General features: G+C 63.4%; 13 protein-coding genes. 4 read left to right on the top strand and 9 right to left on the bottom strand.

The genetic code is table 11. The features are described from left to right. Positions 1-26: 26 nt before the first annotated feature. From GTK01_RS13005 to GTK01_RS12975, 7 genes are all read right to left on the bottom strand, one after another. Positions 27-638: a riboflavin synthase gene (locus GTK01_RS13005; RefSeq protein ID WP_252926313.1), complete on the bottom strand. Its 612-nt coding sequence runs from the start codon at positions 636-638 to the stop codon at positions 27-29. Further along, positions 638-1,744, bottom strand: coding sequence for a bifunctional diaminohydroxyphosphoribosylaminopyrimidine deaminase/5-amino-6-(5-phosphoribosylamino)uracil reductase RibD (gene ribD / locus GTK01_RS13000; protein ID WP_252926312.1), 1,107 nt, complete (start codon positions 1,742-1,744; stop codon positions 638-640). The genes GTK01_RS13005 and ribD overlap by 1 nt, the downstream gene beginning before the upstream one ends. Beyond that, positions 1,741-2,211: a transcriptional regulator NrdR gene (nrdR, locus tag GTK01_RS12995; RefSeq protein ID WP_252926311.1), complete on the bottom strand. Its 471-nt coding sequence runs from the start codon at positions 2,209-2,211 to the stop codon at positions 1,741-1,743. Before nrdR ends, ribD begins: the two co-directional genes overlap by 4 nt. Before the next feature lie 36 nt (positions 2,212-2,247). Beyond that, positions 2,248-3,561, bottom strand: a complete 1,314-nt coding sequence (gene glyA / locus GTK01_RS12990) for a serine hydroxymethyltransferase (RefSeq protein WP_252926310.1) — start codon at positions 3,559-3,561, stop codon at positions 2,248-2,250. Between the two features lie 180 nt (positions 3,562-3,741). Further along, the gene (locus GTK01_RS12985; protein ID WP_252926309.1) at positions 3,742-4,989 is read right to left on the bottom strand and encodes a murein L,D-transpeptidase; all 1,248 of its coding nucleotides are present in this window, start codon (positions 4,987-4,989) and stop codon (positions 3,742-3,744) included. Between the two features lie 316 nt (positions 4,990-5,305). Continuing rightward, the gene (gene ldtR, locus GTK01_RS12980; RefSeq protein ID WP_252926308.1) at positions 5,306-5,821 is read right to left on the bottom strand and encodes a transcriptional regulator LdtR; all 516 of its coding nucleotides are present in this window, start codon (positions 5,819-5,821) and stop codon (positions 5,306-5,308) included. 159 nt (positions 5,822-5,980) lie between these two features. Then, positions 5,981-6,433, bottom strand: a complete 453-nt coding sequence (locus tag GTK01_RS12975; protein WP_371924347.1) for a DUF6163 family protein — start codon at positions 6,431-6,433, stop codon at positions 5,981-5,983. 63 nt (positions 6,434-6,496) lie between these two features. Here GTK01_RS12975 and hemB point away from each other — a divergent pair, with 63 nt between their 5' ends. Then, the gene (gene hemB / locus GTK01_RS12970) at positions 6,497-7,528 is read left to right on the top strand and encodes a porphobilinogen synthase (RefSeq protein WP_252926307.1); all 1,032 of its coding nucleotides are present in this window, start codon (positions 6,497-6,499) and stop codon (positions 7,526-7,528) included. Here hemB and GTK01_RS12965 read toward each other — a convergent pair whose 3' ends face one another. After that, positions 7,529-8,626 carry a diguanylate cyclase gene (locus GTK01_RS12965; protein WP_252926306.1) on the bottom strand — a complete coding sequence of 366 codons (1,098 nt, stop codon included), beginning with the start codon at positions 8,624-8,626 and terminating at the stop codon, positions 7,529-7,531. A 139-nt stretch (positions 8,627-8,765) separates the two neighbouring features. Between GTK01_RS12965 and GTK01_RS12960 the strand changes: the two genes are divergently transcribed. From GTK01_RS12960 to GTK01_RS12950, 3 genes are all read left to right on the top strand, one after another. After that, positions 8,766-9,251: an RDD family protein gene (locus GTK01_RS12960; RefSeq protein WP_252926305.1), complete on the top strand. Its 486-nt coding sequence runs from the start codon at positions 8,766-8,768 to the stop codon at positions 9,249-9,251. Between the two features lie 88 nt (positions 9,252-9,339). Then, positions 9,340-10,086: an arginyltransferase gene (locus GTK01_RS12955; RefSeq protein ID WP_252926304.1), complete on the top strand. Its 747-nt coding sequence runs from the start codon at positions 9,340-9,342 to the stop codon at positions 10,084-10,086. Between the two features lie 22 nt (positions 10,087-10,108). Then, positions 10,109-11,005, top strand: a complete 897-nt coding sequence (locus tag GTK01_RS12950; protein ID WP_252926303.1) for a DMT family transporter — start codon at positions 10,109-10,111, stop codon at positions 11,003-11,005. 10 nt (positions 11,006-11,015) lie between these two features. On the opposite strand, the gene GTK01_RS12945 is transcribed toward GTK01_RS12950, so the two are convergent. Further along, positions 11,016-12,521 carry a helicase HerA domain-containing protein gene (locus GTK01_RS12945; protein WP_371924346.1) on the bottom strand — a complete coding sequence of 502 codons (1,506 nt, stop codon included), beginning with the start codon at positions 12,519-12,521 and terminating at the stop codon, positions 11,016-11,018. Positions 12,522-12,593 lie beyond the last annotated feature (72 nt).

The following is a 12,593-nucleotide window of genomic DNA, read 5'->3' as shown; positions in this document are numbered from 1 at the left end:
GAAAACACAGCTATCGCCGATGATGCTCACTGGTCGCGCGCTTCCATCAGCCTTGCGGCATAGCGGGCCATTGTGTCGACTTCCAGATTGACCCGGTCGCCGACCTGGCGTGCACCCCAGGTCGTCACGCCGAGCGAATGGTGAATGAGAAGCACGTCGAAGATGTCGCCGTCCACACCGTTGACGGTGAGCGACGTGCCGTCCAGCGCGACGGAGCCCTTCGGGGCGATGAACTTCGACAAGGCGGCGGGCGCTCGCAGGCGAAAGCGCACGGCATCGCCCTCGTCCATCCGCTCGACGATTTCGGCGGTGCCATCGACATGGCCGGACACGATATGTCCGCCGAGTTCGTCCCCAATCTTCAGTGCGCGTTCGAGGTTTAGCCGGGAGCCCGTCTGCCAGTTTCCGGCAGTCGTCAGGCGCAGCGCTTCCTCCCACGCCTCGACTTCGAACCAACGGTCATTGAAGCCGGTTTCCGGCAGGGAAACGACCGTCAGGCAGACGCCGGCGCAGGCGATCGAAGCGCCGATTGCGATGGTCGCGGGATCGTAGTTCGTGCGAATGCGAAGGCGGATACCCTGGTCGAGGGGCGCGATGGTATCGATCTCGCCGATATCGGTCACGATTCCAGTGAACATCAGTCGGTCCTTACATACTCAAAGCAGATATCGGCGCCGGAGATATCGCGCCGCAAGAGGCGGAAACCTGCCGGAATTGCAGCCGGATCGACGGGCGATGCGATACCGCCCTGCCCGATCGGCTGCGGGCCGACGAAGAGAACCAGCCGGTCCACCAGACCTTCGGCCAGGAATTGCCGAGCGGTCTCAGCGCCGCCCTCGACGAGAAGGGTAAGGACGCCGCGCGCCGCCAGATCCTCCAGGAATTCCGGCAGGGCGATACGGCCTTCGTGCTCGTCGCAGGCGATGAAGCCGACGCCCAGCCGTTCGAGCGCCGCGCGCCGGGCGGCATCGGCGTCGATTGCCGTCGCCAGCAGTACGGGCGTCTCCCGCGCGCTCGATGCAAGCTTCGATCCGGGCGAAAGCCGCGCATCGCGGTCGAGCACGATCCGGATTGGCGAGCGCTTTTCCAGACCCGGCAGGCGGCAGGTGAGTTCCGGGTCGTCCGCCAGAGCGGTGCCGATGCCAACGAGAATCGCGTCGCTTTCGGCGCGGATGCGATGAACCTGTCGCCGCGAGACGGGCCCGGTAATCGCGAATTGACCTTCGCCTGCGCGGCCGATCATCCCGTCGGATGAAACCGCAAGTTTCAGAGTCACTTCCGGCCGCTTGTTCAAAGACCGGGTCAGATATCCATTGAGCAGATTTGCTGCCTCGTCGGACAGGATTGCGGGCTCGACGGCCAGTCCGCTGGCTTCCAGGATCGCATAGCCCTTGCCGGAGACGCGCGGATCTGGATCGGCCGCCGCGCCGACGACGCGGGCAATCCCCGCGCGCACCAGTGCCTCGGCGCAAGGCGGGGTCCGGCCATGGTGCGCACAGGGCTCCAAAGTGACATAGGCCGTGGCGCCGCGCGCATCACCGCCCGCTTCGGCAAGTGCCTCCGCCTCTGCATGGGGCCTGCCGCCGATGGCGGTGATCCCCCGCCCGACGATCCGCGGCCCGTTACCATCGTCGCGCACGATCAGCGTTCCGACCGAAGGGTTCGTCGAGGTCAGGCCGAGATTGCGGCGCGACAGGCGGATCGCAGCGGCCATGAAACGACGATCGGCCTTGCCGCCGGTCATTCGCGCGCCGCGTCCTCGTCGCCCTTCAATTCGCCAAGCAGGTCTTGGAAGTCGCGCGCCTCGCGGAAATTGCGGTAGACGGAGGCAAAGCGCACATAGGCGACGTCGTCGATGGACTTGAGCGCATCCATCACCAGGCGGCCGATCTCGTCGGAGGGAACTTCGGTTTCGCCCGAGCTTTCGAGTTGGCGTACGATGCCGGTGACGGCGCGCTCGATGCGGTCCGGCTCGACATTGCGCTTGCGCAACGCGATCTCGACAGAGCGCATCAGCTTGTCGCGGTCGAAAGGCACCTTGCGGCCCGACCGCTTGACGACGACGAGATCACGCAGTTGCACCCGCTCAAAGGTGGTGAAGCGTCCGCCGCAGACCGGGCAGACGCGCCGGCGCCGGATGGCCTGCCCGTCTTCGGCAGGCCGGGAATCCTTCACCTGGGTGTCTTCAGACTGGCAGTAGGGGCAGCGCATGCTTTTCTTTCAACAGATGGTGTGCTGCCCCTGCGTTTAGCCCAGATATGGATAGATCGGGAAGCGCTCGGTCAGCGCAACGACCTTTTTCTTCACCGCCGCCTCGACCGCGGCGTTGCCATCATCGGAATTGGCGGCCTTCAAACCGTCCATCACCTCGGCGATCAGCCTGCCGATCTCAGCGAATTCGGCAACCCCGAAGCCGCGCGTTGTGCCGGCTGGCGTGCCGAGGCGGATGCCGGAGGTCACGAACGGCTTTTCCGGATCGAAGGGGATGCCGTTCTTGTTGCAGGTGATATTGGCGCGACCGAGCGCAGCTTCCGCGCGCTTGCCGGTCGCGTTCTTCGGGCGCAGGTCGACCAGCATCGAGTGGTTGTCGGTGCCGCCGGAGACGATGTCGAGGCCCGTTTCCTTGAGGCTGGCGGCGAGCGCCTTGGCATTCGCTACGACATCCTTGGCATAGGTCTTGAATTCGGGCTGCAGCGCCTCGCCGAACGCGACGGCCTTTGCGGCGATGACATGCATGAGCGGGCCGCCCTGAAGGCCCGGGAAGACGGCCGAGTTCATCTTCTTGGCGATCACCTCGTCATTCGACAGGATCATGCCGCCACGCGGGCCGCGCAGCGACTTGTGCGTGGTCGTTGTCACGACATGGGCGTGAGGAAGCGGCGTGGGGTGCACGCCGCCGGCAACGAGACCGGCGATATGCGCCATGTCGACCATCAGATAGGCGCCGACGGCGTCGGCGATCTCGCGGAATCGCTTCCAGTCCCAGATGCGCGAATAGGCGGTACCGCCGGCAACGATCAGCTTTGGCTTCGTCTCATGCGCGAGGCGCTCGACTTCGTCCATATCGATGAGATGGTCGTCCTCGCGCACGCCGTAGGAGACGACGTTGAACCACTTGCCGGACATGTTGACCGGTGAGCCATGGGTCAGGTGACCACCCGAATTCAGGTCGAGACCCATGAAGGTGTCACCGGGCTGCAGGAGCGCCAGAAACACGGCCTGGTTCATCTGCGAGCCGGAATTGGGCTGCACGTTCGCGAAATTACAGTCGAACAGCTTCTTGGCGCGTTCGATCGCCAGCTCCTCGGCAATGTCGACGAACTGGCAGCCGCCATAGTAGCGCTTGCCCGGATAGCCTTCGGCATATTTGTTCGTCATGATCGAGCCCTGCGCTTCGAGAACAGCGCGGCTGACGATGTTTTCCGAAGCGATCAGTTCGATCTCGTGACGCTGGCGACCGAGCTCCTTTTCGATCGCGCCGAAGATTTCGGGATCGCGATCGGCGAGCGATTGAGTGAAGAAAGCATTCGGCTGGGCGGAGGCAGCAGTCGCGGTGGCCATGGCAGATCGACCCTTCTGGCGTTTGGCGGTAACCTGTGGAGCGGCGCGAATATCACACTATCGCAGGCCGGGCCACGTCCGGTTCACGAATATTAGGGGTCCGGACGCGACCGGAGCAATGCGGCAAAAAGGAAAGGCCGCCCCAAGGGACGGCCTATCGAATATCCGATACAGGAGCGATCAGGTCGCGGTCGAAATCTGCAGCTCGGATGAACCGTCGAGCCCGTAGATGTCGTCGCGGAACTGCACCACGCCGTCACCTGTCGACCAGGCGGAGACGTATGCAAAATGCACCGGCACCGGATTGGTCACCGGCACGGACACGTCCGCGTCCGTTGCGATCGTCTGCTCGAAGCGGTTGCGGTCCCAGCCCGGCGTCTCGCTCAAAATCCAGGTGACGAGATCGCGCACGTTCTGGACGCGCACGCAACCCGAGGAGTGGAAGCGCTCCTGGTTTGCAAACAGGCTCTGCTGCGGCGTGTCGTGCATGTAGACCGCATGCTGGTTATGGAAGTTGATCTTGACCGAGGCCATGGCGTTGATCCGGCCCGGGTCCTGGCGGAAGCGAAGCTTGGCGGCTTCTTCCGTCTGCCAGTTGATGGTCATCGGATCGACCTCGCCATTCGGTCCGAGAATGCGAATTCCGTTTTCCGTAAGGTAGTTCGGGTTCTTGCGCATCAGCGGAATGATGTCGCGGCGAACGATCGATTCCGGCGCATTCCAGTACGGATTGACGATGATCTCATGAATCTTCGAGTCGAGAATCGGTGTCTGGCGGTCGATCTTGCCGACCACCGCAACGTGGCGCGTCACCACGCGGCTGCCCTCCACGGCCTCGATCTCGGCGGCGGGAATGTTGACCATCACGTAGCGGTTGGCCGTCGTGCCGACCTTCTCGCTGAGGCGCTGGAGGTTGGTCTGGAGTTGGCCGAGGCGAACCTGCGCCGACGCATTGAGCGAACGGTAGGTGTAAGGACCGGTGACGCCGTCGGCCGGGATGCCGTGACGGGACTGGAAACGCTTCAGCGCCGACTCGACATAGGAATCGAAGGCTGGCGACATGCCCGCCTGCTCCGAAAGGTCGCCCGAGATCATCAGGCGCTGGCGCAGGATTTCCACGTCCGGATCGACGACGCCGAGCTGGAGCTTCTTTTGATCGGGTACGATCGGCCACCCGCCGCGCGCGGCGATGTCCTGATAGCGGACGATGGCGTCCTGAAGATAGACGAGCGTGTCGGGGCTGTAGATCGGCTTGGTCGTCGCGACCTGTCCCCCGCTCGAAACCTGCGCGTCAAACTGGTCGCCCCAGCCGCGGCGGTTCGAGTTCAGGATCGAATCGAGCACGTTTTGCGCATGCGCGCTCTGCGACACTGCGGCGGCGGCAAGCGCGGACGCACCGGTGAGAAAGGTTCTGCGGCTGGTTTTCATCTTTGGTCCCGACGCTTCAATCATGACGGCGAATGCACGCGAGGTGCGAACGACGAGACTAGCGCGTTAACCTTAACGAAACGCCACCAATCCCGACGCGATGGATTCGGTCGAAAATACCGGATGACGTCCGGTCACATTCCAATATGGCGGCTTCGTGACGAAGGGGCAGTGCTGGGACCATCTGTTGCAGAATGACGACACCGGCAGCGCGGGTTCGCAAACGGCCCGGCACCGGCCGCGCACCGGCCACACCCTATGCGCGGGCGGGTTCGATGCGTCGGCGTCGGCGATGATCGAGAGGCGTCGCCTCGCCTTACATGCGGTAGGCGATGGTATCGTTCCAGAAGCGGTCGAGGCGCTGGAGGGCCTTGTTCATCTGCTGGAACTCGTCCTGGCCGATGCCGCCGACCTTTTCGATCGAGCCAATGTGGCGGTCGTAGAGCGCGCCCACCAGATCGGCAATTTCGCGGCCTTTCGGCGTCAGGCTGATGCGGACCGAGCGGCGGTCGATGCGCGAGCGCTGGTGGTTGATGAAGTCGAGGTCGACGAGCTTCTTCAAGTTGTAGGAGACGTTCGAGCCCAGATAGTAACCGCGCGAGCGCAGCTCGCCGGCGGTCAGTTCCGAGGAACCGATGTTGAAGAGCAGCAGCGCCTGGATGGCGTTGATGTCGCTGCGGCCGTTGCGGTCGAACTCGTCCTTGATAACGTCAAGAAGACGGCGATGCAGACGCTCCACAAGCTGAAGAGATTCAAGGTAAAGCGAGCGGATGGAGTCGCCGCGGTCTTCGTTCATCTGGACGTTCTTCGACGTCGTACGCGAATTGATCATGGTCGTGCCTCTCGTTAAACGCCGGTGACTTTGTTTTTGATCTCACCTTGGGCACGACCCTAACCAGTGCATCTAAAATTCGACTTAAACCGCAGGCTTAACATGAGCTTACCGGGAACTGCCGGATTTCAGGGTTAAGCTGCGGTTAGGCCGAAAGGTTCATTTTTCCTCTCTGCGGTGCTTCAGCCATCGGTGCACCCGGAAACCGGCATAGACGACTGCGGTCAGCGCATGGACGACGAGCACCAGGTCGCGGCGTCCGTAAAGCTCGGGGAAACCGGCATACATGATCGTCTCCGAAGCCGCGCAGACGAACCAGATCACCGGCCCCCAGGAGGCGAGCATCCATAGGCCGCTTGCTGCGAAAGGGTAGAGGACGGCAAGGCACACCGCCGCAACCTGCCAGTGGACGGGCATCAGGTCGAAGCGCCAGGTCAGCCCGTCATAGATGCCGATCAGCCTGATCCAGTAGAGAAGTCCGAGCCCTGCGCACAGCGCTGCAACGGCGCGCATGAACGTGTCGAACATCGTTTCGGAGGCCGAAAGGCGCGGCAGGGCCGAATGAAAAGGCTGGATCACGGATCGGCGACCTCCGGACGGTGGAACTGGCATGGCGAGACGGGTTGGACCCGCATTCGCCGCATGATACATCCCGCGCTATCAGGAGACGCGATCATGAACAAGATCACCCGGCCGGTCGCCACCAGCGCACGCACGGTCGACGAAATCACTGGCGGTCGGCGGCTGCGGCGCATGCGCAGGGCGGACTGGTCGCGGCGCATGGTGCAGGAAACGCGGCTGACCGTGGACGACCTGATCTGGCCGATCTTTGTTGTCGACGGCGAGAGGCGCCGCGATCCCCTCCCCTCCATGCCGCGCGTCGAGCGATTCTCCATCGACGTCGCCGTGAAGGAGGCGGAGCGCGCTGCCAAGCTCGGCATTCCGGCGCTTGCCATCTTCCCCAATGTCGACATCGCGCTTCGCGACCAGACCGGCTCCCACATTCTCGACCCCGACAACCTGATCAACCGCGTCACGCGCGCGATCAAGGAGGCGGTGCCGGAGATCGGCGTCATCACCGATGCCGCTCTCGACCCGTTCACCAGCCACGGGCATGACGGCATTTTGCGCGACGGCATCATCGTCAACGATGAGACGGTGGCGCAGGTCGCCGCCGCGTCCGTTTTGCAGGCTGCGGCCGGCGCCGACATTGTCGCGCCCTCCGACATGATGGACGGCCGGATCGGCGCAGTGCGCGACGCGCTCGACTCCGCCGGCTTCCAGGACGTTGCCATCATGTCCTATGCGACCAAGTTCTCCTCGGCCTTTTATGGTCCCTACCGCGAGGCGATTGGCACGAGTGGGCTCCTGAAGGGCGACAAGAAGACCTACTATCTGGACCCGGCCAATGCCGCAGAGGCGATCCGCGAGACCGAGCAGGACGTAATCGAAGGCGCGGACATGATCATGGTCAAGCCGGGCATGCCCTATCTCGACATCATCCGCCAGTTGAAGGATGAGTTCGCACTGCCGACCTTCGCCTATCAGGTCTCGGGCGAATATTCGATGATCGAGGCGGCCGCCGCCAATGGCTGGATCGACGGCGAGCGGGCGATGATGGAGAGCATGCTTTCCTTCAAGCGCGCGGGCTGCGACGGCATTTTGACCTATTTTGCGCCGCGCGTTGCCGAACTCCTCAAAGGTTGATCAAGCGGCGCGCCGCAATTCGACCCGATTGCGGCCGTTGTTCTTCGCGTCGTAAAGTGCGTCGTCCGCCGCCTTGAAGACGCTCGGAAAGACGACGGGTTTCAATTCGCTCCCGCTGACGCCGATACTGACCGTCACTTCCAGTCCCACACCGTCGACAGCGAGCGGTTGCGCGGCCACGCTTTGACGAATTCGCTCGGCGACCCTTTCTGCGACACGCAGCGAGGTCGACGGCATCAGGACCGCGATCTCCTCGCCCCCATATCGCGCGACGATGTCTGACTGGCGCGTCTCGGATTTGACGATGGCGGCAATGGCCGCCAGCACTTGGTCGCCCGCAAGATGGCCGAAGCGATCGTTGATCGACTTGAAACGGTCCACGTCGACCAGCAACATGGCGAAAGGCGAATTCTTCGGCCGTGCACTTTCGCTGATCCGATAGGCGAGGCGATCGAAAGTGCGCCGATTGGCAAGCGCCGTCAGGGCATCGGTCGACGCCTCAGTGCGCAGTTCCTGCTCGCGCCGAAAGTTGCGATCTTCGCGAGCGAGGAAGACGCCCAGAAGCAGTATCCCGAGCACCGCGTTGGTCACCAGCGGAATCGCCGCGGTGCGCAGCACCGCGATTGCGACATCCTTCGGCAGAAGTGCAAAACAGCCGAGGACGGAACAGCTGGCCACCGAGAGCGCAAGCAACTGCTTGGCTTTGGGCGTGCGCCCTTTCCAGATCCGATGGAACGCGTAGCCGATACCGGAAGCCATCGCGATCGCGGCCAGACCCGCCAGGGCGCTCGCGCCTCCTTGGACCATCCGGAAGACGCCCATGATGCCGGCTGCGATCAAGGTTGCGACCAGGCCGCCAAAAGGCGCGGCGAGCGCTGCCATCACGGTACGCGAATCGAGTTGAACGTCTTCGGGCGTGCGGATCGGGTCGGCCATGGACAGAACGCCCGCAAGGCCGAAAAGGCAGCCTATCATCACGCTGCGCCCGCCAAGCTTGGGCGCGTGCCGCAGCAGGGTCGAATAGGCCATCACAACGAGCGCCATCAAACCCGCATTGTGCAGCAGGCTGAGGAATATTTCGCTTGGGGCATAGGACACGGGCATTCTCCTGCAACCAGGCATAGCGCTGGTTGCTTTCCGTTACTTCGCCCGGATCGATAAAATTTGCATGAATCGCGACGCTTGCGATCGCGGATGGGCGATCCCATCTTGGATCGGACAGACAAGGACAACGCGCATGAACACGACCTCATCGACGAACCGCATCCATGACGGCGAGATCATCAACGACCGTCTGGACGACGCGCGGGTCTATGAGGGCGTTCGCACGCGCCGGATCCTTGCCTTTTGCATCGACTATCTGATCGTGGGTCTGCTCATGATCGTTCCGGCAATCTTCATCGCGCTTCTCGGGGTGCTGACGCTCGGCCTTGGCTGGATGCTCTACGGCATCCTCTTTCCCGTCGTGGCGCTCGCTTACATCTGGTGGACGATGGGCAGCCCGACGCAGGCAACCGTCGGCATGCGGATGATGAATATCCGGCTCGAACGTCTCGACGGTGCGCGTGTCGACGGACCCCTTGCTGTTCTTCATTCCGTTCTGTTCTGGGCCGGCAACGTCATCTTGACGCCTTTCATCTTGCTGGCGACCCTGTTCCTGGACCGCAAGCGCGCCGTCCATGATCTGCTGCTCGGCACTGTCGTCGCGCGCACGGACCGTTGATGGTCATTGAATCGCTGACGGCTTGCCAACAGGCCCGACTGGGGATTTCATACCCGGATCGCGGCAATCCATTCCGACTCGACGGTCAATGACGCACCAGCCTACGCAGTCACCGCAATTCTTCCTGACGGCGCCCTCGCCCTGCCCGTATATCGAGGGCGAGTTCGAACGAAAGGTGTTCACGCATCTCGTCGGCGACAAGGCCCCCGAGATGAACGACCTTCTTACCCAGGGCGGCTTCCGCCGCTCGCAGAACATCGCTTACCGACCGGCCTGCGAGACATGCCGCGCATGCGTCTCCGTGCGCATCCTCGCCGGCGAGTTCAAGCCTACGAAGAACATGAAACGCGTGACGGCGCGCAATTCGGACCTCATCGGCACCGAGCACAAGGCCGAGCCCTCCAGCGAGCAGTATTCCCTTTTCCGCACCTATCTCGACGCCCGCCACAAGCGGGGCGGCATGTCGGACATGACGGTGCTGGACTATGCGATGATGGTCGAGGACACTCATGTCGATACGCGCGTGATCGAATATCGCCGACGCGGACCCGACAGCTTCATCACCGGGCGCGGCCAGGGCGAACTCATCGCCGTCGCGCTCTCCGACCGGATGGGTGACGGGCTGTCGATGGTCTATTCCTTTTTCCAGCCCGAGATGGAAGATCGCTCTCTCGGCACGTTCATGATCCTCGACCACATCCAGCGAGCCAAGGCGCTTGGCCTGCCCCACGTCTATCTCGGCTACTGGGTCAACGGCTCGCGCAAGATGGGCTATAAGGTCCGCTTCAAGCCGCAGGAGCATCTGGGGCCGCAAGGGTGGGAGCGCGTCGAGTAGCGCTCCAGGGGAGCGCCTTTCGATGTCCCTCGACGATTCGAACCACGCCAAGGGGCTGCTCCTGACCGCAATCGGCGGTCTGGCGCTGACAGTGGACATCCCCTTGATCAAGCTGGCCGACGGCGACGTGTGGAGCATTCTGCTCGTACGCACCGGCATGACGCTTGCCGCAACCTTCCTGATCTGGTCGGCATGGCGCGCAATTTGCGGCCGGGCGCCCGCGCTAATTCCTGGCCGCTACGGCCTTGCCGTCGCGTTCTTCTATGGGCTGACCTCACTGTGCTTCATCTCGGCCGTCTTCCACACTTCGACGGCAAATCTGGTCTTCATCGTCGCCTTCTCGACGGTGTTCGCCAGCATCCTGTCCTGGCTGTTCCTCAAGGAGCGGCCGCGCAACGCGACGCTTCTTGCCATGGCCGCCATGATGGTCGGCATCGCCATCATCGTCAGCGACGGGATCGAGGCGGGTCTGCTGTTCGGCGACTTTCTGGCGCTCATGGCGGCATTTTTCCTTGCCTGCGCGATCACGGTGTCACGCAGATCGGGCAAGGAGATGGGCTTTACGTCGCTCATCGCAGTGGTCCTGCCCTTCGCCGTGGCGCTCGTCATGGTGTTGCCGAACGGGCTGTCGATCGAAGCGCCGTGGTGGATCGTTCTCAACGGCGCGATCGTGATGCCGATCTCGTTCTTCTGCCTGGCAACCGGTCCGCGCTATCTGTCAGGACCGGAGGTCGCGATGTTCTACCTGCTCGAAACGGTGCTCGCTCCGATCTGGGTCTGGATCATCTTCTCAGAGACGCCGACGACGCGCACCCTGATCGGCGGGACGATCCTCGTCGCCGCTCTTCTCGCACACTCGTGCTGGCAGCTTTACCAGGGACGTCGGCGCCGGCTCGTCGCCATGCGCGCGCCGGCCTGAGGAATATCGGCTATTCGGCCGCCTGACGGGGAATGATTTCCTCGCCGGGCCGGTCCGGCTGGTCCGGCGCGGTTTCGCACCCAAGATCGGGAAAGACGACAATGCGCTTGCCTGTCAGGTCCGTGCGAACCACGATCAGGTCGCGCTCCTCAAAATACGTCAAAAGCCGCCGTGCGCGATTGGACGAGTGGCTGCCATAGGCCCGCGCCAACGCGGCATTGCTGGGACAGGGCCGGCCCTCGACTGCCGCGAGTGCGATGATCAGGAAGATCGGCTGGATGTCCTCCGCCAGATCCTTCGACAGATCGAGCGCGATGCGCCACGCTTCGGTCGCAGCCGTTTCCTCGCATATGCCGGTGCGCGCAATCGCAAGGCGGCGCTTGAATTCGGGCAGGTCGACCGCACTGCCCGGCACGCGCCGGATGCGGCAGCGCACGAGGAAATCCTGGTAAAGCACCGCCACTGTCCGGAACGGCAGGTCTGGATCCTCGGCGATCTCTCGCATGACGAGGTCGAGCAAACGCTCGCGTTCCACCTTGTCGATTTCCGGAAATAGCGCCTGAGCGGGCTCGTCGGCCGCCTCGCGGGGGCGCGACAATTGCTCGAGAATGTCCGTGGTCGGCATCGGAGGCGGCGGCGCACGACGTACCGGGGCCCTCGCCACTTCCGGCCCCGGCTGGAATATCAGGTAGCGCGCCTCGTCGCTCGCCTCGGGCAGCGGCATCAGCTTGGGACTGACCGATCGCGCCGATGTCTCGACCGTGCCGATCGTCACGGGCATCGGCCGGCGCGATACGGCGGGTCCGAGCGCGACGAACGAGCCGCGCTGCAAATCGCGGAATTGCTCTGCCTGACGCCGATCCATGCCAAGAAGGTCGGCGGCGCGCGCCATGTCGATGTCGAGGAAAGTACGGCCCATCAGGAAGTTCGACGCTTCGGCCGCGACGTTCTTGGCAAGCTTGGCGAGGCGCTGCGTGGCGATGACACCGGCAAGCCCGCGTTTGCGGCCACGGCACATGAGATTGGTCATCGCTCCGAGCGAGACGCGCCGCGCCTCGTCCGAAACCTCGCCGGCGGCGGCTGGTGCGAAGAGCTGCGCTTCGTCGACCACCACCAGAACCGGATACCAGTGCTCGCGCTCGGCGTCGAACATGCCGTTGAGAAACGCGGCGGCGGCCTTCATCTGCTGGTCGGCGTCGAGCCCTTCCAGATTGACCACTACCGAGACGCGGTGCTGGCGGATGCGGCCGGCAATCCGCACGAGTTCGGCTTCGGTGCGCGCGGCGTCGACGACGACATGCCCGAATTTGTCGGCGAGCGTAACGAAGTCGCCTTCCGGATCGATGATGCATTGCTGGACCCAGGGCGCGCTCTGCTCGAGCAGGCGGCGCAACAGGTGCGACTTGCCCGAGCCCGAGTTGCCCTGCACGAGCAGGCGCGTGGCAAGCAGTTCCTCCAGGTCCATCACGGCTGGAGCGCCATGCGCGCCCTTGCCCATATCGATGCCGACTTTCAATGCAATTCTCCGATCACAGCGAGACTTCTAGCATCCGGTGTCGCGCTTGCGGGCGCGAAGCCCACGCAATCC

The organism is Aliihoeflea sp. 40Bstr573, from assembly GCF_024105655.1.
Lineage (GTDB): Bacteria > Pseudomonadota > Alphaproteobacteria > Rhizobiales > Rhizobiaceae > Aliihoeflea.
The sequence above is the reverse complement of the archived record's forward strand: the minus strand, read 5'-3'. Positions and strand labels throughout refer to the sequence as shown.